Source organism: Catenulispora sp. GP43, from assembly GCF_041260665.1.
Classification (GTDB): Bacteria; Actinomycetota; Actinomycetes; order Streptomycetales; family Catenulisporaceae; genus Catenulispora.
Window position 1 is genome coordinate 627,213 of the sequence record NZ_JBGCCT010000001.1, and the last position, 21,946, is coordinate 649,158.

At 72.1% G+C, this 21,946-nt stretch carries 19 protein-coding genes and 1 tRNA gene; 14 read left to right on the forward strand and 6 right to left on the reverse strand.

All coding sequences use genetic code 11. From position 1 onward, the window contains the following. Positions 1-296: 296 nt before the first annotated feature. From ABH926_RS02830 to ABH926_RS02840, 3 genes are all read left to right on the forward strand, one after another. Positions 297-701, forward strand: coding sequence for a hypothetical protein (locus ABH926_RS02830; protein WP_370363646.1), 405 nt, complete (start codon positions 297-299; stop codon positions 699-701). 79 nt (positions 702-780) lie between these two features. Then, positions 781-1,452, forward strand: coding sequence for a hypothetical protein (locus ABH926_RS02835; protein WP_370363647.1), 672 nt, complete (start codon positions 781-783; stop codon positions 1,450-1,452). A 147-nt stretch (positions 1,453-1,599) separates the two neighbouring features. Continuing rightward, positions 1,600-2,340, forward strand: coding sequence for an alpha/beta hydrolase (locus tag ABH926_RS02840; protein WP_370363648.1), 741 nt, complete (start codon positions 1,600-1,602; stop codon positions 2,338-2,340). A 37-nt stretch (positions 2,341-2,377) separates the two neighbouring features. Here ABH926_RS02840 and ABH926_RS02845 read toward each other — a convergent pair. Continuing rightward, positions 2,378-2,450: transfer RNA gene (locus ABH926_RS02845), tRNA-Thr, on the reverse strand. 98 nt (positions 2,451-2,548) lie between these two features. On the opposite strand from ABH926_RS02845, the gene ABH926_RS02850 reads away from it, so the two are divergent. Further along, on the forward strand, positions 2,549-3,283 hold the full coding sequence (locus tag ABH926_RS02850) for a ribonuclease H (protein ID WP_370363649.1): 735 nt from the start codon (positions 2,549-2,551) through the stop codon (positions 3,281-3,283). 236 nt (positions 3,284-3,519) lie between these two features. On the opposite strand, the gene ABH926_RS02855 is transcribed toward ABH926_RS02850, so the two are convergent. Continuing rightward, positions 3,520-7,908 (reverse strand): FtsK/SpoIIIE domain-containing protein, encoded by a 4,389-nt coding sequence (locus ABH926_RS02855; protein WP_370363650.1) that lies wholly within the window; start codon positions 7,906-7,908, stop codon positions 3,520-3,522. 131 nt (positions 7,909-8,039) lie between these two features. Between ABH926_RS02855 and ABH926_RS02860 the strand changes: the two genes are divergently transcribed. Next, entirely contained in the window at positions 8,040-8,768 is a 729-nt protein-coding gene (locus ABH926_RS02860; RefSeq protein WP_370363651.1) for an A24 family peptidase, read from the forward strand. Between the two features lie 78 nt (positions 8,769-8,846). Here the strand turns inward: ABH926_RS02860 and ABH926_RS02865 are convergent, their stop codons facing one another. Together ABH926_RS02865 and ABH926_RS02870 are read right to left on the reverse strand one after the other, a co-directional pair. Then, positions 8,847-9,329 (reverse strand): hypothetical protein, encoded by a 483-nt coding sequence (locus ABH926_RS02865; protein WP_370363652.1) that lies wholly within the window; start codon positions 9,327-9,329, stop codon positions 8,847-8,849. Positions 9,330-9,636: 307 nt separating this feature from the next. Next, complete coding sequence (locus tag ABH926_RS02870) at positions 9,637-9,894, reverse strand: hypothetical protein (protein ID WP_370363653.1); 258 nt, start codon at positions 9,892-9,894, stop codon at positions 9,637-9,639. A gap of 333 nt (positions 9,895-10,227) precedes the next feature. On the opposite strand from ABH926_RS02870, the gene ABH926_RS02875 reads away from it, so the two are divergent. From ABH926_RS02875 to ispF, 3 genes are all read left to right on the forward strand, one after another. Then, positions 10,228-10,710 (forward strand): CarD family transcriptional regulator, encoded by a 483-nt coding sequence (locus ABH926_RS02875; RefSeq protein ID WP_015796693.1) that lies wholly within the window; start codon positions 10,228-10,230, stop codon positions 10,708-10,710. A 152-nt stretch (positions 10,711-10,862) separates the two neighbouring features. Beyond that, the gene (gene ispD, locus ABH926_RS02880) at positions 10,863-11,591 is read left to right on the forward strand and encodes a 2-C-methyl-D-erythritol 4-phosphate cytidylyltransferase (RefSeq protein ID WP_370363821.1); all 729 of its coding nucleotides are present in this window, start codon (positions 10,863-10,865) and stop codon (positions 11,589-11,591) included. Further along, positions 11,588-12,085 (forward strand): 2-C-methyl-D-erythritol 2,4-cyclodiphosphate synthase, encoded by a 498-nt coding sequence (gene ispF, locus ABH926_RS02885; protein ID WP_370363654.1) that lies wholly within the window; start codon positions 11,588-11,590, stop codon positions 12,083-12,085. The genes ispD and ispF overlap by 4 nt, the downstream gene beginning before the upstream one ends. 161 nt (positions 12,086-12,246) lie before the next feature. Here ispF and ABH926_RS02890 read toward each other — a convergent pair whose 3' ends face one another. Then, positions 12,247-13,920 carry a phytoene desaturase family protein gene (locus ABH926_RS02890; RefSeq protein ID WP_370363655.1) on the reverse strand — a complete coding sequence of 558 codons (1,674 nt, stop codon included), beginning with the start codon at positions 13,918-13,920 and terminating at the stop codon, positions 12,247-12,249. A 108-nt stretch (positions 13,921-14,028) separates the two neighbouring features. On the opposite strand from ABH926_RS02890, the gene ABH926_RS02895 reads away from it, so the two are divergent. Next, positions 14,029-15,267 (forward strand): tetratricopeptide repeat protein, encoded by a 1,239-nt coding sequence (locus ABH926_RS02895; protein WP_370363656.1) that lies wholly within the window; start codon positions 14,029-14,031, stop codon positions 15,265-15,267. Positions 15,268-15,278: 11 nt separating this feature from the next. Here ABH926_RS02895 and ABH926_RS02900 read toward each other — a convergent pair whose 3' ends face one another. Then, entirely contained in the window at positions 15,279-16,547 is a 1,269-nt protein-coding gene (locus tag ABH926_RS02900; protein ID WP_370363657.1) for a multidrug effflux MFS transporter, read from the reverse strand. Between the two features lie 32 nt (positions 16,548-16,579). Between ABH926_RS02900 and cysS the strand changes: the two genes are divergently transcribed. The 5 genes from cysS (at position 16,580) to ABH926_RS02925 (ending at position 21,929) form a co-directional block, all read left to right on the forward strand. Further along, a complete protein-coding gene (gene cysS / locus ABH926_RS02905; protein WP_370363658.1) occupies positions 16,580-17,989 on the forward strand; it encodes a cysteine--tRNA ligase in 1,410 nt (469 codons plus the stop codon). Positions 17,990-18,098: 109 nt separating this feature from the next. After that, positions 18,099-19,115, forward strand: a complete 1,017-nt coding sequence (gene rlmB, locus ABH926_RS02910) for a 23S rRNA (guanosine(2251)-2'-O)-methyltransferase RlmB (RefSeq protein WP_370363659.1) — start codon at positions 18,099-18,101, stop codon at positions 19,113-19,115. 49 nt (positions 19,116-19,164) lie between these two features. Then, positions 19,165-20,148, forward strand: coding sequence for an agmatinase (speB, locus tag ABH926_RS02915; protein ID WP_370363660.1), 984 nt, complete (start codon positions 19,165-19,167; stop codon positions 20,146-20,148). A gap of 29 nt (positions 20,149-20,177) precedes the next feature. Then, a complete protein-coding gene (locus ABH926_RS02920) occupies positions 20,178-21,020 on the forward strand; it encodes a PHP domain-containing protein (protein ID WP_370363662.1) in 843 nt (280 codons plus the stop codon). Between the two features lie 78 nt (positions 21,021-21,098). Continuing rightward, the gene (locus tag ABH926_RS02925) at positions 21,099-21,929 is read left to right on the forward strand and encodes a carbon-nitrogen hydrolase family protein (RefSeq protein WP_370363663.1); all 831 of its coding nucleotides are present in this window, start codon (positions 21,099-21,101) and stop codon (positions 21,927-21,929) included. Positions 21,930-21,946 lie beyond the last annotated feature (17 nt).

Here is a 21,946-nt window from a genome sequence, read left to right on the forward strand (position 1 = left end):
GGGATCAAGGGGGGTCCCGGTCGTCGGCCGACGGGCTTGTCCCGGGGTAGTCGCCTGGCGGTGGTCCGGGCCGGCCGCGTACGACTCGAGGCTGGGGGGTGGCTGCGACTTCAGTCGCGCCGGGCCCGGGGGTCGGGCACTTGACCTGCGAGGACGCCAGTGGCGCCGGAAGGCCCGGCAGAAGGCCGGACGTTCTGGTCCCGCGCCACTCGTCCGAGTGATCTCGGCCGCGAAGGCGCTGATCACGTCGCCCGCCCGGGCTTACGCTCAGGGCGCTGCCGACTCCGGGAGGGACCATGCGACGGTGTCAGCATTCCTGCGGCTGCGAGGGGAACGCGGTCGGGCGCGACCCCGACAGCGGCCTGCTGTTGTGCGCGGCGTGCCTGGGGCGCTCGATCCTGGGGACGGACTGCTCGCGGGCGCGCAAGTACTTCGGGCACCGGCCGGTGCGGTTCGTGAACGCGGCCTGGACCGAACCGCCGCCGCTGCGGAACGGGGACCGGTCGCGGGTGCCGGAGGGGTTCGAGATGTTCCTCACCGTGCGGACCGAGCCGGGGGCGGCGGCCTGGGACTTCCTGCCGCTGGCCCGCGTCGGGGCCGGCGCGGCGACCAATCCGCAGCGTCCGCCGAAGGATCCGCCGCCCGGACCGCTCCCGCCGCCGCCCGCGCGGCCGGTGCAGCCCAATCCGCCGCGCCGTTGAGGGATTCCGACACCTGTTCGACCGGCCGCCCGAAGGCTAGCCTCACGGACAATCAAAGCTCTCATTCGCAGGGGTGGACGTGACGAGCGAGTCGGGCGGCTCGGAGACCGGCGGCGACCGGTACCGCGGCCGGTTCGCCAGGCACGCCAAGGCGGCGGCGGTGGTCCTGGCCGGGATCGTCGCCCTGTTCACCGCGGTCGGCGGCATGATCGCCCTGGTGTGCCGCGACCCCGAGGGCGACCCGGCGTCGGCGGTGACCACGACCGTGGCCGGCGTCCAGGACACGGTCGCGCCGAGTCCGACGGCCGGTCCCACGCCCGCGCCGACGTCCAGCAGCGCGCAGGCGGTGACCCTCCGGGGCGCTCCCCCGGCGCCGGCCCCGCAGTGGGAGGGCGACGTCCGGGTCGACGCGCTCGGGTACTCGCTGGCCACCGTCCCGCCGAGCCCGGACCAGTCCGGCCGCCCCGACATCAGCGCCGCGTTCGACGGGACCGTCTTCGCCGGGCTGGGAGCCGCGCGGTGGACGGCGACGGCCGCGCCGAGCCCGAGGGCGTGCGCGCCGTTGATACTGGCGCAGAACATGACGCACGTGACGGCCGTGCCGGGCGACGTGTACTGCGTCCGCGTGGCCCACAGCACCCGGAACCCCGGGAACCAGTACGCGGCGGTGCTCATCATCGCGCAGGGACGGGACTCGACGGACTTCCCCTACCTCCGGATCCATGCCACGGTGTGGCCGGACCAGCAGTGAAGGCGCGGCGTTAATCGCCGCCGAACTGATGGACGCGTACAACGCGATAGCCGAAGACGACGAGCCGCTGAGCCTGGAGCTCCTCCCCGAGATCCGCGAGAGCGACGCCGCCGGCATCCCCCGCTCGAGGTCTTCGCCCGCTTCACCGTGACCGAGCACGCGGCACCGGGACGGCCCGGCGACCCCGACGTCAGGCTGCTGATCTGCACCCCCACCGGCGCACCGGGGCCCCGTCCGGCGATCTACTACTCGTTCGGCGGCGGCATGTTCAGCGGCGACCACCGCCACCGCCCGAACGTCGACCCCCTGCTCGACATCGCGCCCCTCGACGACCTCCGCACCGGCCTGCTCTGGACCGCCGACCACGCCGCCGACCTGGGCATCGACCCGCAGCGCATCATCATCGCCGGCACCAGCGCCGGCGGCGCCCTGACCGCCGCACTGGCCCTGACGGTCCGCGACCAGGGCGGACCGCGCCTGCTCGGCCAGCTCCTGATGTCACCGATGCTCGACGACCGCAACGACAGCCCCTCGATGCACCGCATGGAAGGCATCGACATCTGGGACCGCACCACGAACGGCTTCGGCTGGAGCGCACTGCTCGGCTCGACCTGCGGCGCCCCGGACGTCTCCCCGTATGCCGCACCCGCCCGCGCCACCGACTTGTCGGGCCTGCCTCCGACCTACCTCGACACCGGCTCCGCCGAATCCCTCCGCGACGAGATCACCGACTATGCCACCCGCATCTGGGCCGCCAGCGGTGCGGCGGAGCTGCACATCTGGTCCGGCGGCTTCCACTGCTTCGACAAGGTCGTGCCCGAGTCGCGGGTCAGCCGGGCGGCGGTGGAGGCGCGGCACGCCTGGATCGGGCGGTTGCTGGCGGGGTAGCCCGGTTTCCCGGGCCGGACTGTCACCGTACAAAGAGAGCCGCTGAGGGGACTCGAACCCCTAACCGCCTGTTTACAAGACAGGTGCGCTGCCAATTGCGCCACAGCGGCCGGACCGGATGACCGGCACGCCGATCTGATCCGCCGCCATGGTACCCAACCGGGCGGGTGTTGCCCCAGTCCGTTTCGCCGTCTGCCACCATTGACGGATGTCCAGCACCCAGAATCGCCTCATCGCCGCCTGTGACGGCGCCACCAAAGGGAACCCCGGTCCGTCGGCGTGGGCGTGGGTCCTGGCCGATGCGGACGGGACTGTCCTGCGGTGGCGGTCGGGGCCTTTGGGGCACGCGACCAACAACATCGCAGAGCTGACCGCTCTGCGGGAGCTGCTGGTGGAGGTCGGGGTCGGGGCCCGGGTGGAGGCTCGGCTGGACTCCCAGTACACGATCAACGCCGTGACCAAGTGGCTGCCCTCCTGGAAGAAGAACGGGTGGATGACCGCCGGGAAGAAGCCGGTGGCCAACGCCGACCTGATCCGGGAGATCGACGCCCTGCTGGGGAGCCGTGACGTCGTGTTCGTGCACGTCGCGGCACACCAGGTGAACGGCGACCCGTACAACGACCTCGCCGACCGGGCCGCGAGCGCCAGCGCGATCAGCCAGCAGGCGCTGGCCGGGTCGGACGCCTCGCAGGTGCCGGGGACCCCGGACCGGCCCGCCGGGAGCGGCCGGGCGAGCGGCGGTGGCGGCGCCAAGAGCAGCAGCAAGAGCAGCAGTGGCGGTGGCGGTGGCGGTGGCGGTGGCGGTGGCGACGCCAAGCCGAGGAAGGCCTTCACCATCCAGGCCAAGTTCGCCGGCACCTGCTCCTGCGGCCAGGGCTACGACGCCGGCGAGAAGATCACCAAGCTCGACAGCGGCCGCTGGGGCCATCCCGCCTGCGCGTGATCAGGGAAGGGTGATCGGGCAGGGGTGATCGGGCAGCGCTGGCCAGCAAGCCGCCGCTGGCCATAGCGCAGCCGAGCCAACGCAGGCCAACGCCCGGCCGTAGCCGGCCAAGCCGCCGCCGGCCGCCCCCGACACCACCCCCAACACCGACGGCGGCCGAGGCCCCAGCCCCGACCGCCGTCGTCGTCATCATCACCGCCGAACCGCTAACCGCTACCGGCCCGGCGTCACCGCACTCACTCCGCGGGCACCTGGACCGTCCGCACCTCGCCGTCGCCGAGGTGCAGCAGCGCGCGCCCGGGCTGGATCTGGCCGCCGACCTGGCCGCGGCTGATGCGCACGCCGATCAGGTCGCCGTCCATCGGCGACTGCGGCGACAGGAGCGCGCCGCGCCGGCCGCGGCGGGCGTCCACGTGCCAGCCGCTGAAGCCGGTGTTCAGGTCCTCGGCGCTGCCCGCGACGACCAGGGCCTGGGCGCGGTCGCCGCCCTGGTTGATCACTTCGCGCAGCAGGGTGCCGGCCGGGGCCTCCTTCAGCATCTCCGCGTCGTCGATCAGGACGCAGACCGGGTGGCCGCCCGCGCTGTCCAGGGCCGTGCGCAGCTCGTCCTCGCCGAGGTCGGAGTTCTCGAAGACGGCCAGGACGCCGCGCTCGCCGGCCATCTTGCGCAGCGGCGAGTTGCGCGGGGCCACCAGGATCACCTGCGAGCCCTGGACCACCAGGGTGCGGGCCATCATCACCAGCATCGTCGAGCGGCCGGACTTCGGCGGCCCGGCGATCACGAAGGCCGGCACGCCGTCGCCGAGGTCGGGACCGGCGCCGATGAGCTCGTCGCCGCCGACGCCGGCCAGCGCCCACAGCGGCCGGCCCTGCGAGGCCTCGTCGCGCAGCTCCCAGGCCTCGGCCAGGGAGATGCGGTTGGGCAGCACGTCGACCCGGAACGGGCGGCGGGCGCGCGGGATCTGCGCGTCGCGGGCCCGGGCCTGCTCGGCGATCGCCGCCAGGGCCGCGGCCTGCGCCTGGCCGGAGCCGTCCGGCGTCAGCAGCGCGACCTGGGTCTCCAGGCCGGACTCCGAGCGGAAGGCGCGGCCGGTGGCGATCTCGTCCGGGATCTTGCGCGGGTGCAGGCCGATGAGGCCGAAGTCGGACTTGTCCGGGAGCCGGAAGGACATCTTGTCCTCGGTCAGCGAGGCCACCCGGCCGGAGAGCACCAGGCGGTCGCCGGTGGCGATGACGTGCACGCCGGCGCCCTGGCCCTCACGCATGATCTTCATGATCTGGTCGGTCAGCACCCCGCCGTCGATCTCGCCGAGCGAGCCCAGGAAGCCGTCCCAGCGGTCCAGGAACACGATGATGTGCGGCAGCCTCTGGTCCGCCGGCACCGACATGCGCTGCTCGACGATGCCCGCGTAGCCCTGCGAGGCCAGCTTCTCCTGGCGGTCGGTGATCTCCTGCATCAGCCGGTTGATCAGCCGGGTGGCCCGCTCGGCCTGCTGCCGCTGCACCACCGCGCCGCAGTGCGGCAGCGCGGTCAGCGGGAGCAGGGCGCCGGAGCCGCAGTCGATGCCGTAGATGTGGACGTCGGCCGTGGACTGGGTGAGCGCGATCGCGCCGGCCATCGTGCGCAGCAGCTGCGAGCGGCCCGAACGAGGCGCGCCGGCCACGAGCATGTGGCCCAGCGAGGCGAAGTCCAGCACCGCCGCGCGCCGCGCCTGCAGCGCCGGCAGGTCGTCGATGCCCCACGGCACCGGCGCCAGGTCGTGGCCGCCGTGCCGGCGCACCGGGGGCACGTCCGACAGCAGCACCGTGTCCTGCAACGCAGGCAGCCACGGCGAGTGCTGCGGCGGGATCTGCATCGCCGCGTTCGCCTCGCGGATCGCGTCGACCAGCACCTTCAGGTCCGTGATCTCCGCGTCGTCCTCGACCTTGGGGCCCTCGGGCTTCTTCGGCGGGGCGGCGGCCAGCGCCGGCCAGTCCAGCCGGGTGCTCCACACCGAGGACTGCGACACCACGTTCGCGCCGGGGCGCCGCCCGCCGACCCGGCCGGCCTGGAAGGGCACCAGCGAGTTGGCGCCGAGCCGCACGTAGGCGCGGCCGGGCGTGGACTTGGAGATGAAGCCGGCCGACGGGTCGTCGATCACGTCCGTGGACTCGTTGCCGTCGGTGACGCGCAGCGCGATGCGCAGGTTGGTGTTGGCCCGGATCTCCGGCGAGACCACACCGGAGGGACGCTGGGTGGCCAGCAGCAGGTGGATACCGAGCGAGCGGCCACGCTGGGCGATGTTCACCAGGCCGGTGACGAAGTCCGGCAGCTCGCGCACCATCGAGGCGAACTCGTCGATGACGATGAGCAGCCGCGGCATCGGCGACAGGTGCGTGTTCTTCTTCCGGATGTCGCCGTAGTCCTCGATGTCCTTGGCGCCGGCCTCGGCCAGGATGTGCTCCCGGCGCTTCAGCTCCGCGCCCAGGGACTCCAGGGCCCGCTCCACCAGGTGGTTGTCCAGGTCGGTGACCATGCCGACGGTGTGCGGCAGCTGGACACAGTCCTTGAACGCCGAACCGCCCTTGTAGTCCACGAGGACGAAGGTCATGGCGGTCGGCTTGTTGGCCACCGCCAGCGAGGCCACGATCGTCTGCAGCAGCTCGGACTTACCGGCACCGGTGGTACCGGCGATCAGGCCGTGCGGGCCGTCGCGGCGGATGTCGATGCCGAACGGGCCGTCGAAGGACTCACCCAGCATCGCCATGGTCGTCTCGCCGCCCATGGTCCAGCGCGCGGCGATGGCCTGGCTGGTCGGCGGCTCCAGGCCCAGCACGTCCAGCAGGCGCGCCGAGTTCGGGATGCCGCTGGCCTCCTCGTTGCCGGAGACGTCGCGCACCGCGGCCAGGCCGCGCACCAGGCGCTGGCACCACACCGGGGACACCGCGTCCGGCCGCACGCCGCGCAGCATGTCGCTGCCGACCTGCTGCACCCGCAGGCCCTGCGGCTCCACGACCACGATGGCCTGGCACTCGCCGGGCAGGAAGCGGTCCTCGCCGTCCAGGCAGATGGAGCGGATGCCGACCATCGGGCCCTGCTGCAGGACCTGGATCATGCCGGGCATGGAGCGCAGCCGGCGCGAGCCGTCCAGGATCACCACGATGTCCGGGTCCTTGAACGCGACGTTCTCGCCGCCGCTGGCCATGTGCTCCTTCATCCGGAAGCTCAGCTGCTGCGACAGTTCGGCGATGCGCTGCGCGACCGACTCGGCGTCGGTGCCGATCAGGGCACTGGCGTTCTGGCCGGAACTGGGCCGCAGGTGCGGCAGCCAGCGCATCCACTCCCAGTCCTGCTGGGCGTGGGAGTCGGTGAGCAGCACGAACTGCACGTCGTCCGGGCTGGACAGGGCCGCGGTCTGGGCCACCAGCCAGCGGGCCAGGGCGCGCGGGGTGCCGGCCGGGCCGGCCACGCCGATCACGCCGCGGTCCTTGAACGGGATGGTCACCGGGGCCTCGGGGACGGTCCAGGCGACGTTGCGCCGGTGCTCGTCCTGCTCCGGGTCCTCCAGCACGACCTCGGAGTCCTGGTCCAGGGTGCCGACCCGGAGCAGCAGGTGGTCGGCGTCGCGGCGGCGGCGCTCCCACAGCCGCTGGCGCGGGCCGATGCCGATGTCCAGCAGCGTCGCCGGGTCCGGGCTCTCCTGGCGCCGGGCGTTGCGCTCCAGCGACAGCGCCTCGCGGGCGTCCTGCTCGATGCGGGCCTTCTTCGCCTCGTACTCGGCGACCTGCTGCGTGAAGGTCTTCTTGCCGGTCTTCTTCTCCTGCCAGAAGTTGCCCAGCATCATCATCGGCGACATCGCCGCCATCATCAGGTACTGCGGCCGGTTCATCATCACGGCCATCAGGACCGCGCCCATCACCGGCAGGACCAGCATCACGATCGGGAACGGCCGCTTGTGGTCGTCCTTGACCGGGTTCGGCAGCTTGAACCGGGTCTGGCGCTCCGGCGGCAGGATGCGCGGGGGCCGGTTGTAGTCCAGGAACGCGCCGTCCTCCGACGGGGTCAGCGCGGCGTCCGGCGGCGTGAAGTAGCCGACCTCGAGGATCGTCGTGCCGATCACGACCTGCATCCCCGGCTTCCACTCGGCCTCCCCGACCAGTGGCTGCTTCTCCAGGGCCGCGGCCACGCCCTCGTACGGGGCCACGCGGATCACACCTCGGACATCCAGGCTGACACGCAGCGCGAAGTCCGGTATGCCCGGGTCGTCGATCTTCACTCGGTTACGCCGCGATCGTCCGATATCGGCGTAACCGGGGTTTATTCGGTGCACGCCGCCGGCGTCGGGCCCGCCGGCGACCCGGACCTCGACCGTGCCATAGGGTTCCGCGGGCAGACAGCCCGAGGGGTTGTGGAGGGAAACCACTGAGCCCTCGCGCAAAGGCGAGGAGGCCAAAGAGTGGCGTTGGTCCACGAGATTGCCGTCCACGAACAGGAGGGGTGGCGACCCCGGGTTCGGTCCCTGCGTCCCCAGCATTCGACCCAACTGGTCCGCGACCTGCGGGATCGATGACTCCCCGTCCGCGTCCAGCAGTGCGTCCATCCAGGAGCCCTGGACAGGATCCACCACCGTCAACGTCATACGCATGACTCGGAAGTCTACGGCCAGCGGCGGCAGGGGATAAGGTCCGCCCTGACAAGCGCGGATCGGCCATCGGGAGCCCTCGTTCGCGCCCGGCGCACACGATCCGCCCACGACGGGCCGGACAGGAGGCTTCCATGGTCGTCGGCATAGCGATAGCCCTGGTCGGGGCGCTATGCGGGCCGGCACTGGCACGCGGGGTGTATCAGATGTCGGTCGACGCCGACACGCCCGCGCGGCACCGGTGCGGACACTGCGGTGTCCGACTGCCGGACGGCTGGATCCGGTTCGCCCTGTGGCCGGGCCGCTGCGGCGCGTGCCGGGGGCCGCTCGGGCCGCGGGTGTGGCTGGTCGCGCCGGTGGCGGCGGTCGGCGGGTTCGTGGTCGGACACCGACTCGGCAACGACCCGGTGACCCTGTCGTTCCTGGTCTTTGCGCTGGGCTGCGTCCTGCTCGCCTTCATCGACCTGGCGGTCCGCCGGCTGCCGGACCAGCTGACCGCGCCGCTGGCCGTACTCGGCGTCGTGGGCCTGGGCACCGCGTCGTATCTGGGCCGTGACATGACCCCGCTGCTCAGGGGGCTGATTGCGGCGGCCCTGGCCGGCGGGCTCTTCCTGGGGCTGGCCTGGGTCCGGCCGGACGGCGAGGGGATGGGGCTGGGCGACGCCAAGCTGGCCGCGGTGCTCGGTCTGTTCCTGGGCTACCTCGGCTGGCGGGACCTGGTGCTCGGCATGCTCGCCGGGACCTTCTCCGCGGCGCTGTTCGCCGTGGTCATGATGCGCATGGGCCGGATGGACCGGAAGTCGGCGCTGACGTACGGGCCGTTCCTACTGCTCGGGGCGTTCTTCGCGGTCCTCGTGGGATGAGCCGGACGACCGGAAGGCCTGGAAGGCCTTAATGACCCGGATGAGCCCGCCGCGCGGCGGGCCCGCCCGGACCCGCCGTCAGCTCGCGCTGGAGGGCTGGAACTGCCCGTAGATCCCGGTGTTCGCCTCGGTCTCGGCGGCCACGGAGATCGCCGCGCCGCCGGAGAAGGTCAGCGCCACCGGCGAGTTGTGGCCGGGCACCGAGCCGGAGTTGTTCAGCACCATCTTCGGGCCGTTCGGCGCGGCCAGGTTCAGCGCCGAGTGCGCGCCGAGGTCCAGGCTGCCGCCGGTGACCGGCACCGACTTGCCGTTGACGGTCACGCCGGACAGCTCGGCCGGCTGGTCGCCGTTGTTGACCACGGTGCCGGTCACCTGCGCGGTGCCGGTGGCCGGGTCCACGACCACGACCATGTCCAGGGCCTGCAGGTCGCCGCTGGCACCGGCGGCGAAGTTCGGCTGGATCTGCAGGGTCGCTGCGCCGCCGCCGGCGGCGCAGCCGGTCGCGACCGCTGCTGTGCCGGCGACTGCGGCGATGACGAGGGCGATGCGCATGCTCTTCACGGCGGAACGGCTCCTAGACGGTCCAACTGGCTCATGGGCCGCCGCCGTTGTCGATCGCGGTGGTGCCGGGTCCGGTCGCGGATTCGTGCGACTTCCCGACCACCCGATGAAATGGCGGCTCGCAGCCAGTGTAAAAGGGCCTCAGATCAGCTCCGGGCCCGGGGCCCGATCCACCGGAGTGATGTTCGCTACTGCCCGGGAGCGGGCAGGCCGGCAGCCGCCGTGGCGGGGGGCCGTGGCGTGTCCGTGGCGCGTCCGTGTCAGAACCGTGCCGCGGCGCGCCGGAGGCACGCCGCGGCGGCGGGTGTCACCAGAAGACGAGGAAGCCCAGGGCGCGCCCGACACGCCGGGTGACCCCGGCCAGGGCGCGGAAGGGCCACGTCAGCACGGACCAGGCCCTCGCCCGGGCCTTGGCCCGCGCGACCTCCCGCCGGTAGGCCCGCACCTCGGCGTCGAGGGCGGAGATGTCGTCGGGGACGACCACGACCTGGAAGCCGCTGTCGTCGCCCGGATCGCCGAAGGAACCGAAGGAATGATCGCCGTTGTCGCGACCTGGACTGTTCACCTGTGTCTGCACCCACCCCACGCGTCGTCGTCGGGAGCCGTAGCGTCATTGTGCGCTTTGCAGAGCGTTGTGCCCAGAGAGATGGGGCTCGTAATCCCGCTGGGATTCCCCGATTTTCCGCGCCCCCGCCCCCCGCTATCGATCGAGATCGACCAAGATCGACCGCCGTGCCGGATGGAGATCGTCGGGCGCTTTGCGATGGCGATTGAGCTGCACGAGCACGCCAAAGGGGGGTTTGTCAAGCCCCCACGGGTGCGCTGACCTGCGCAAACGGTCTTCAGAACGGGCGTACAACGTGGTATCCTGGAGAGCCACGGAAGGGGCACTTATCACATGACGTTCAAAGTTGGCGAGACCGTGGTCTATCCCCATCACGGGGCCGCGCTCATCGAGGATATCGAGATCCGCGTGATCAAGGGCGAGCCGAAGGAATACCTCGTGCTGAAGGTGGCGCAAGGTGATCTGACCGTACGCGTGCCCTCTGAGAAGGCCGAGTACGTCGGCGTGCGCGACGTGGTCGACCAGGGCGGCCTGGAGCGCGTGTTCGACGTTCTGCGCGCGCCGCACACCGAGGAGCCGACCAACTGGTCGCGCCGCTACAAGGCGAACATCGAGAAGATCCAGTCCGGCGACGTCATCAAGGTGGCCGAGGTGGTGCGCGACCTGTGGCGCCGCGACCGCGACCGCGGGCTGTCCGCCGGCGAGAAGCGCATGCTGGCCAAGGCACGGCAGATCCTGGTCAGCGAGCTGGCGCTGGCCGAGGCCACGAACGAGGACAAGGCGGACGCCATCCTCGACGAGGTCTTGGCTTCCTAAAGGTTCAGCGCTTCCTGAAGGCTCGGCTCCACCGCTTGTCCTGAATCGTGTGAGCACCATCGTTCTTTTCAGCATGAGCACGCCATCCGGCCCCGCGGCAGCAGCCGTCGGGGCCGGCGGCTTGTTGTGCGCTAATGTCCCGAGCCGTGAGCATGAGTACTGATCCCGCCCCCGAGACCGGACCCGCGGCCGCGCCCGGCCGGGCGGCCGTGATCGTCCCGGCCGCCGGCCGGGGCGAGCGGCTGGGCCCCGGCGCCCCGAAGGCCCTGCGCGAGCTGGGCGGTTTCCCGCTGCTGGTGCACGCGGTCCGCACGCTGGCCGCCGCGCGCTCGGTGGACCTGGTCGTGGTGGCCGCGCCGCCGGACCCGCAGGGCCTGGCCGAGGTGCAGCGGCTGGCGGCCGACCTGCCCGGCGACACCCGCGTGGTGGCCGGCGGGAGCAGCCGGCAGGAGTCGGTGGCGCTGGCGCTGGCGGCCCTGCCCGAGGACTGCGACGTGGTCCTGGTCCACGACGCCGCCCGCGCGCTGACCCCGGTCGACGTCGTCGAGGCGGTGGTGGCCGCGGTGCGCGGCGGGGCCGGCGCGGTGATCCCGGTGCTGCCGGTGACCGACACCATCAAGGCCGTGGACGGCGATCTGGTGACCGCGACCGTGGACCGCTCCACACTGCGCGCGGTCCAGACGCCCCAGGGCTTCACCCGCGCCATACTCACCAAGGCGCACGCGGCCTCCGACCCGGCAGCCCCCGCCACGGACGACGCCGGACTGGTCGAGGCGCTCGGCCTGCCGGTGCGCACGGTCCCCGGGCACGCCGAGGCCTTCAAGATCACCACACCGTTCGACCTGGTACTGGCCGAGGCCGTGCTCAGGAGGCGGCGGTGACCGCCCTGCCGCTGGTCGGCATCGGGGTCGACGTCCACGCCTTCGAAGAAGGGCGCGAGCTCTGGATCGGCGGCCTGCACTGGCCCGGCGAGGTCGGGCTGGCCGGACACTCGGACGCCGACGTGGTCGCGCACGCCGCCTGCAACGCGCTGTTCTCGGCGGCCGGGCTCGGCGACCTCGGGGCGCAGTTCGGGACGAGCGACCCGGAATGGGCCGGCGCCTCGGGGCTGAAGCTGCTCGGCGAGGCGGCGCGCCGGGTGCGCGAGGCCGGGTTCGAGATCGGGAACGTCTCGGTGCAGCTGGTCGGAGTCCGGCCGCGGATCGGCAAGCGGCGCGCGGAGTCCGAACAGGCGCTCAGCCAGGCGGCCGGGGCCCCGGTGCGGCTGGCGGCCGCGACCACCGACGGGCTCGGATTCACCGGCAAGGGCGAGGGACTGGCCGGGATCGCGACCGCGATCGTGTTCGGCGCCGTGGTGAGGCCCGAGCGATCGTGAGCCGATCGACGCTCCGGCCGAATCCCGCTGATCGCTCGCACTGTGCCCCCTGTCGGTCACGGTGGGACGACAAAACGATGATCATCCCACGATCGCGGGGCAAAATTGACGGACCCGGCACGGGGTCGAAACCCCGTGTGCTAGGAATGGAAACGTGAACCTCATATCCCGCTGCTGCGCCTACGACCCGCGTCGGCGACGCGGTCGAGAACTGCACGTGCAGCGTTGTGGCCGGGGATTCCGGACACACCGCCTCCGCGGCGCGCGCCAGCGCCGCAGATGAGGACGTTGTCGATCCCGGTCTCCACGCCCCACTTGCCCACCTGGTCCGCGCGCTCGGCGTAGGGCCAGGACAGGTCCCGGTGGAAGATGTGGCCGCCGGGCATCGCCAGCTCCGCCTGCAGATCCTCGGTCGTCTTGGCCTCCAGGCACGGCCGGCCCTGCGCGTCCAGCGCCAGGCAGTCGGCCAGCGGCTCCTCCAGATAGGCGTCCAGGCCGGCCACCGCGGCCCGCACCATCTCCTCCTTCGTCGCGCCGCCGGGCAGGGTGTGCAGCGAGAACAGCGTCAGGGTCTGCACGTCGGGCCGCTTGAGCAGGTCCTTGCCCAGGATCGAGCGGTCGGTGAGGGTGTGGCAGTAGACCTCGGAGGGCAGCGGGTCCGGCAGCCGGCCGGCGTGTGAGTCCTGATAGGCCTGGCGCAGGTGCGCGGCGCCCTCGTCGATGTGGAAGGTGCCGGCGAAGGCCACGTGCGGGTCGGCCCCGGACTTCAGGCGCGGCAGATGGTCCAGCAGCATGTTGATCTTCAGCTGGGTGCCCTGCGGCTGCGTCGCCCCGGACCCGCCGCGGCCGAGCAGCCGGGTCAGGACCGCCGGCGCCACCCCGGCCAGCACGTACCCGGCCTGGACGACCTGCTCGGCACCGTCGCGGTCGCGGTAGGTGACCTCGGCGCGGCCGCCGCCGGCGTCCGGGTCGATGTGCGTGACCTCAACCCCGGTGAGGATCCGCGCGCCGGCGTCCACGGCCGACCGGTGCAGCGCGTCGGTGACGCTGCCCATGCCGCCGATGGGGACCCGCCACTCGCCGCTGCCGTTGCCCATGACGTGGTACAGGAAGCACCGGTTCTGCTTCAGGCCGGTGTCCCCGGCCCAGCTGTCGGTGCCGATCAGGGCGTCGGTGAGGACCACGCCGCGCACCAGGTCGTCGCCGAAGAAGCGCTCCACGGCCGCGCCGATCGGCTGCTCGAACACCCACTCCCAGGCCTGCCCGGCGCCCTCCTCGCGGGCCAGCGCCTCCAGCTGCCCGCGGCCCAGCAGCGGGTTCAGCAGCGTGGGGGCCAGCGCCCGGGCCAACTTGCCGAGCTGCTCGTAGAACTTGGTCCAGGCCCGGTACTCGGCCTCGCCTCCGGTCAGGCGGCGGAAGCTGTCCTCGGTGGCGGCCCCGGGGCGGCGCTCGACCAGCAGGCCGGTATCCCGGCCGGCGCGGCGCACCGGCGTGTAGGAGGAGACCGGGCGGCTGCGCAGCTCGATGACCAGCTCCAGGTTGCGCACGATCGTGTAGGGCAGCAGCGACACCAGGTAGGAGTAGCGCGACAGGCGGGCGTCGACCCCGGCGAACGGTGAGGCGCTGACCGCGGCGCCGCCCACGGAGTCCAGGCGCTCCAGCAGGGTGACGTGCAGGCCGGCGCGCGCCAGGTAGGCCGCGGCCACCAGCGCGTTGTGGCCGCCGCCGACCACGACGACGTCGTGGCGCGAGGCGCCGGGGCGGGGCGTGCGCTCGGCTCGTTCAGGCAGTGCCACTGTCACCTCGGGCGTCCTTCCCTGTCTGGTTCCGATCATCCCATGTCCGGCCCGCATACCAGGCGTGGGTCTGGCATCCCGGCGCGCCGGTGGGGTATACCAGGCCTCTGTTGCCGGGCGGCGCGCCCGGCGGAGGGGGTGGGGGGGATGTCCGTCGAGTCCGGCGATGCGGGCGAACAGCGGGTCTGGCACCCGGCGGCGACGATGGACGCCGCCATCAAGGCCGAGGTCCGGGCAGCCGTCAGCGCGGCCGGGGAGGCGGTCGCCGGGACGGGCGAGGACGACCCGGCCGAGGCCGACGATCTCGAACGAACCATGGTCGTGAAGTACGTTCCCCTTTCGGCTCCGCCGGAACCCGCCCCACCAGTCCCTGTGATGACATCGGAACCGGCGGCGCTCGGCCCGGAGCAGATAGCGCGCCACATCGCCCGCGCCGAGGCCCTGGCCGAACTCGGCCGCCGCCAGCAGGCCCTGGACGTCCTCAACGAACTGATCGTGGCCGGCGCCCAGGACGTCCGCGTCTGGCGCGCCCTGGCCGCGGTGTACCTGGAGACCGGCGACGGCGAGAAGGCACTGCGCGCCGCGGACTGGGTCGTCACCTTCGCCCCCGACGACGAATGGGGCTATCGCCTGCGGGCTTCGGCCCTGCGCCTGCTGGCCCGCCTCGACGAGGCGGTCGCCGCCGCCGAACAGGCGGTCCGCCTCGGCCCGCAGGTCTGGCAGAGCCGCGCGAGCCTGGCCGCCGCCCTGGAAGCCAGCGGCGACCTGTCGCAGGCCGCGGCCGAGGCCCGCCGGGCGTCGGAGATGGCCGCGGTCCTGGACCCGGAATCGGCCTCCGAGGCCAAGGAGATCGAGGAGGCGGTCGCCAAGGCCTCCGAGGAGCACGAACAGGCCCCGGAGTCGGTCGCGCTGGTCGCCGATCTGGAGGCGGTCCTGGCCTCCCGCCCGGGCCCCGACGACGACAGCCTGGCGCACGTCGGCAACCTGGTGCTCCGCTCGATGGAGTTCAGTGCGGCGGCGGGCTGGCTGGTCGCCTTCGGCGGCATCGCCATCCCCGGCTTCGACATCAGGTTCCTGATCCCGCTGGCGGTCATCGCGGTCCTCGCGGCCTGCCTGATCGGCCCGGCCCGCAAAGCCGGCCGCGACCTGTGGCGCTACCTGGTCGAGTACCTGTGGCAGGACACGAAGACCCGGGTCGCGCTGGTGATGACGATCGCGGCCCACGTCTTCATGATCACCGGCAGCTCGCTGGGCCATGTGCAGGGCGGCTCGACGCTGATGGTCGGGCTGATCAGCCACCTGGTGGGACGGCTGACGCTGCACCGGAAGGCGCCGGAGCTGAATCCGGTGCGCCGGGGCGGCGGGACGGTGCGGACGGCGGAGTAGCAGCCACGGCCTCAAGCCACCGCGGGCTCGGCGACCGGCTCGCTCTCGATCCTCGGGCTCCGCACCAGCAGCGCGCGCATCAGCACCGCCGCGGCACTCAGCCCGAAGATCACCACCGCCATCGGCATCCCGCTCGTCTTGCTCCCCAGGCCGGTCAGCGGAGCGAAGATCGCCCCGAACAGGAACTGCCCGGTCCCGATCAGCGCCGAGGCCGCACCGGCCACCGCGGGCTCGTACCCCGACAGCGCCAGCGCCGTCACCTGAGGCATGATCACGCCGATCGACGAGACCATCAGGAACAGCCCGACCAGGGTCCCGGTCAGGTCGCCCCCGAAGAGCGCGGTGGCCGCCAGCAGGATCGTGCTGCCGCCGAACGACATCACCAGCCCCGCGCCGAGCAGGCGGCTCGGCGCCACGCGCCCCACGAGCCGGCCGCTGAACTGGCCGGCGATCATGATGCCGAGGGCGTTGGTCCCGAACGCGAAGCTGAACTGCTGCTTGCTCAGGCCGTGGATGTTCTCCAGCACGAACGGCGAGCCGGAGATGTAGGCGAACATCGCCGCGAACGCGAAGCCGCCGGTCAGGATGTAGCCCATGAAGCGGCGGTCGCGCATCAGGACCCGGAAGGTCCGCAGCGTCGCCGGCAGTCCCCCGCCGGAGGTCCCCCGCGCTCGCGGCGGCAGCGTCTCCTTCAGCCCGAGCACCGCCGCGGCCAGCAGCGCCACGCCGATCGCGGCCAGCACCACGAACACCCCGCGCCAGCTCATGAACCGGGTCAGCTGCCCGCCGATGACCGGGGCCAGGATCGGCGCCAGCCCGTTCACCAGCATCAGCGTCGCGAAGAACTTGGTGAGCGCGTCCCCCTCGTACAGGTCGCGCACCATCGCCCGCGAGATCACCAGCCCCGCGGCCCCCGCGAGTCCCTGGAGCAGCCGGGCGGCGGTGAGCGAGTACACGTCGGGGGCCACGGCGCAGAACAGCGAGGTGGCCGCATAGGCGATCAGCCCAATGGCCAGCGGCTTCTTGCGCCCCCACGCATCCGACATCGGACCGGCCACCAGCTGGCCGACCGCCAACCCGATCATGCACGCGGTCAGCGTCAGCTGGACGTTCGCCTCGGGCGTTCGGAAGGAATGCGCCAGATCCGGCAGCGCAGGCAGATACATGTCGAGCGACAACGGCCCGAACATGGAAAGCGCCCCCAATATCAGGAGCAACTTCAGCGGAGCCCGGTTCGCACGCGTCACCACCCTATGAGAGCACATGGCAACTGAAGACAATTTCGCCTTCCACCCCCCGGTATCCTTGGGGAATGACTCTCCGCCTGTATGACACCGCCGCGCGAGCGACGCGCGAGTTCGTACCCGTCACCCCAGGCAAAGTCTCGATCTACCTGTGTGGCGCGACCGTCCAGGCCCCGCCGCACATCGGCCACGTCCGGTCGCAGCTCTCCTTCGACATCGTCCGCCGCTGGTTCGAGTACCGCGGCTACGACGTCACCTTCGTGCGCAACGTCACCGACATCGACGACAAGATCATCCGCAAGGCCGCCGAGCAGGGTGTGGAGACCTGGCGGGTCGCGCAGGCCAACGAGTACGCGTTCCAGGACGCCTACCGGCTGCTGGGCTGCGAGGACCCCTCCGTCGAGCCGCGCGCGACCGGGCACATCCCGGAGATGATCGCGATGATGCGCAAGCTCATCGACGACGGCCACGCCTACGCGGCCGGCGGCGACGTCTACTTCCGCGTGCGCTCCTTCCCCGAGTACGGCGCGCTGGCCCACTTCAGCGTGGACGACCTGGAGGAGCAGCCGCTCGACGACGTGGCCCCGACCACACACAAGGAGGACCCGCACGACTTCACGCTCTGGAAGGCGTCGAAGCCGGGCGAGCCCTTTTGGGACACGCCGTGGGGTCCGGGGCGTCCGGGCTGGCACCTGGAGTGCTCCGCGATGGCGCACCGCTATCTGGGCACGAACTTCGACATCCACGGCGGCGGCGTCGACCTGATCTTCCCGCACCACGAGAACGAGCAGGCGCAGTCGCACGCGTTCGGCGACAAGTTCACCAACTACTGGATGCACAACGGCTGGGTCACCCTCAAGAACGAGAAGATGTCCAAGTCGCTGGGCAACTCGGTCCTGGTCACGGAACTGGCCAAGCAGTACCGGCCGGTGGTCCTGCGCTACTACCTCGGCACCCCGCACTACCGCTCGATGATCGAGTACACGGAGGACTCGCTGCGCGATGCCGACACCGCGTACTCGCGCATCGAGGGCTTCGTCACCCGGGCCCTGGAGACGGTCGGCCCGACCGAGTCCGCGGCCGAGGTCCCGGCGGCGTTCGCGGAGTCCATGGACGACGACTTCGGCGTCCCGGGCGCGGTGGCCGTCCTGTACAACACCGTCCGCGAGGGCAACACCGCCCTGGCCGCCGGCGACAAGGAAGGCGTGGCCTCGCACCTGGCCTCGGTGCTGAAGATGCTGGACATCCTCGGCCTGAACCCGCTGGACGCGCAGTGGGCCGGGGCCGCGGGTGCCCCGGGCTCGGCCACCGACCTGCGGCCGGCCGTCGACAGCCTGGTCAAGGTGGCGCTGGAGCAGCGGCAGGCGGCGCGCGAGCGCAAGGACTACGCCGCCTCCGACGCCATCCGCGACCAGCTGGCCCGGGCCGGCATCACCGTCGAGGACACCCCGAGCGGTCCACGCTGGACCATCGCCTGACACCGGGGCGGTCGCCCGACCGGGCCCTCCCCACCGTGCCCCCGCCGCGCCGCAGGTAGCGTGGAGCGGAGGCACGGCCTCTGAGCAGAATTCACAAAGGAAAGACATCATGGCGAGCAAAGGCGGCGGCACCGGCGGCCGGGCGAACAAGCCGGGCGCGTCGAGCTCCCGGAAGGGCGCGCAGAAGGGCTCCGGCGGCCAGCGCCGCCAGGGCCTGGAGGGCCGCGGCCCGACGCCGAAGGCCGAGGAGCGCACCGGGCATCCGGCGGCCCGGCGGGCGAAGTCGGCGGCCAAGCGCGCCACCGCCGCGAGCCCCCGCTCGGGCGCCGGTACGCGCAGCACGGCCCGTCCGACCCGGCGCACCCCCGGCAAGGGCGACGCCGAGCAGGTGGCCGGCCGCAACTCCGTGGTCGAGGCGCTGCGGGCGCAGGTTCCGGCCAAGGCCCTGTACGTCGCGCAGTACATCGACAGCGACGACCGGGTCCGCGAGTCCATGAAGCTCGCGATGGAGCAGGGCGTGCCGCTGCTGGAGGCCCCGCGCCACGAGCTGGACCGGATGACCAACGGCACCCTGCACCAGGGCGTGATGCTGGTCATGCCGCCCTATGAGTACGCGCACCCGGACGACCTCCTGGAGGAGGTGTTCGCCAACGGCGACACCCCGCTGTTCGCTGCGCTGGACGGCGTCACCGACCCGCGCAACCTCGGCGCCGTGATGCGGTCCGTCGCGGCCTTCGGCGGGCACGGCGTGATCGTGCCGGAGCGCCGCGCGGCGGGCATGACGGCCGGCGCGTTCAAGGCCGCGGCCGGCGCCGGGGCCCGGCTGCCGGTGGCCCGTGCCGGGAACCTGACCCGCGCGCTGGAGGCGTACAAGAAGCAGGGCGTGATGATCGCCGGGCTGGCCGCCGACGGCGCGGTGCCGCTGCACGAGCTGGAGATCGCCACCGAGCCGCTGTGCCTGGTCGTCGGCTCCGAGGGCAAGGGCATGTCGCGGCTGGTGTCCGAGCTCTGCGACGTCACCGTCTCGATCCCGATCGCCTCCTCGACCGAGTCGCTGAACGCCGGCGTCGCCGCCGGAATCGCGTTGTACGAGGTCAACCGTCGGCGCGCCGAAGCGCGCGGCTGACCGCGAAGTATCAGGCACCACCGCACCACTCAGCTAGGAGAACAGCTCAATGGCGAGCACTGAAAGCGGCAGTTCCGCACGCCCGGCCCCGATCGGGCCGGTCGACTCCTCGAAGACCCCGCGCTTCGCGGGCTTCGCGACCTTCGCGCGGCTGCCGCGCCTGGACCAGCTCCCGGCCGGCGAGAAGGCCGACGTCGCGGTCCTGGGCGCGCCCTTCGACTCCGGCGTCTCCTACCGCCCCGGCGCCCGCTTCGCGCCGGCGGCGGTGCGCGAGGCCTCGCGGCTGCTGCGGCCCTACCACCCGGGCCTGGACTTCTCGCCGTTCGAGGCGGTCCAGGTCGCCGACGCCGGCGACATCGCCATCAACCCCTATCTGCTGGACCAGGCGCTGGAGCAGATCGAGGAGCACTCCGGCGAACTGGTCGGGGCCGGGTCCAAGCTGGTCACCATCGGCGGCGACCACACCATCGCGCTGCCGCTGCTGCGCACGATGGCCCGCAAGCACGGACCGGTGGCGCTGCTGCACTTCGACGCGCACCTGGACACCTGGGACACGTACTTCGGAGCGCCGTACACCCACGGCACGCCGTTCCGCCGCGCGTTCGAGGAGGGCATCCTCGACTCCTCGGCGGTGGCGCACGTCGGCACCCGCGGCCCGCTGTACAGCAAGCAGGACCTCACCGACGACCAGCGCATGGGCTTCGGCATCGTGACCTCCGCGGACGTGATGCGCCAAGGCGTGGACGCGGCGGTCCAGGCGCTGCGCGAGCGGATCGGCGACCGGCCGCTGTACGTCTCGATCGACATCGACGTCCTGGACCCCGCGCACGCCCCCGGCACCGGCACCCCCGAGGCCGGCGGCATGACCAGCCGTGAACTGCTGGAGATCCTGCGCGGCCTGGACGGCCTGAACCTGGTCGGCGCGGACGTGGTCGAGGTCGCCCCGGCCTACGACCACGCCGAGATCACCTCGATCGCCGCCGCGCACGTGGCCTACGATCTTGTGACGTTGCTGGCCATGCAGGGGCGGTGAGGCGCCGCCCCTGAAAAGGGGGACTTCCGGTGCTGCCACCCGACAACCACGTCCACAGCGAGTACTCGTGGGACGCGCTCGCCGGTTCCATGGAGGGGACCTGCGAGCGCGCTGTCGCGCTCGGGCTGCCGTCCATCGCCTTCACCGAGCACGCGGACTTCAGCATCTCGGAGATGACGGCGGACAGCTACTTCCCGCAGGCGTGGCAGCGCTACGTCGAGGTGGTGGACGGCCGCAGCATCCTGACCCCGCCGCGGATCGACCTCACCGGCTATCTGGAGACGCTGGAGCGCTGCCGCGAACGCTTCCCGACGCTGCGCATCCTGTCCGGCGTCGAGCTCAGCGAGGCGCACTGGTTCCCGGAGGAGACCGCGGATCTCCTGAAGCGCGGCGGGTTCCAGCGGATCCTCGCATCGCTGCACACCGCGTCGGCGCGCGACGAGGACTACGCCGACATCTCCGTGAGCATCAAGCGGGGCGACGCCGACGTGGAGTACCGCCGCTACCTGGCCGAGGCGGCGCTGCTGATCGAGGAGTACGACGGGTTCGAGGTGCTGACGCACATCGACTACCCGGTGCGCTACTGGCCCGAGGGGATGCGCTTCGACCTCGACGCCTTCGAGGACGACATCCGCCTGGTGCTGCGGACCCTGGCGCGCGCCGACAAGATCATGGAGTTCAACACCCGGGTCCCGCTGGACCCCCGGGTCGTCGGCTGGTGGCGTCAGGAGGGCGGGAAGGGCGTGTCCTTCGCCTCCGACGCGCACCTGCCGGAGGCGGTCGGCCGCGGCTTCAAGGAGGCGGCCGAGGTGGCCCGGGCCGCGGGGTTCAAGCCGGGCGCAGATCTGTTCGACTTCTGGGTGCGGGACTGACCACTTGTCGAGCTGGAGCCGCCACTCTCGCCACCACGGCGAGATGCGTTCCAGCGTTGCGGACCTACGCTTGAGGACATGACCACCCTTCGGCTGGCCTGCCTGCAAGCTCCGGCGACCGATCACCCCGATGGCGCCCCGGATCCCGTCGCCGACCGCCGCGCCAACCTGGCCGCGCTGGCGGACGCCGCCGCCGGGGCCGCCGAGGGCGGCGCGCGCCTGCTCATCACCCCCGAGATGTACCTCACCGGCTACAACCTCGGCGCCGAGGTGATCGCCGAGCTGGCCGAGGAGCGCTTCGGGCCCTCGCAGCAAGAGGTGTCCGCGATCGCCGCCAAGCACGGGATCGCGATCCTCTACGGCTACCCCGAGCGCGACGGCGACGGTGTCGTCTACAACGCCGTGCAGCTCATCGGCGGCGACGGCGCCTCCAAGGCCAACTACCGCAAGACGCACCTGTTCGGCGACGTGGACCGCGAGGCCTTCGCGCCGGGGTCGGAGCTGGTGGTGCAGGCCGATCTGGACGGCTTCCGGGTCGGCTTCCTGATCTGCTACGACGTCGAGTTCCCCGAGCCGGTGCGGGCGCACTCCGACGCCGGGACGCAGCTGCTGCTGGTGCCCACCGCCCTGATGCGGCCGTACGAGTTCGTGCCGCGGCAGATCGTGCCGGCGCGGGCGATCGAGTCGCAGCTGTTCGTGGCGTACGTGAACCGGGTCGGGGTGGAGCGGGACTTCGTCTACGCCGGCGAGACCCGGGTGGTGGCGCCGGACGGCCGGGAGCTGGCGGTCGGCGGCGACGGGGAGCAGCTGCTGCTGGCCGACGTGGACCTGGACGACCTGGCGGCCTCCCGCGACCTGAACACGTATCTGCAAGACCGACGAACCGACCTGTACAGAGCTCACCAGTGACTTTTAGGGAAGCCCAC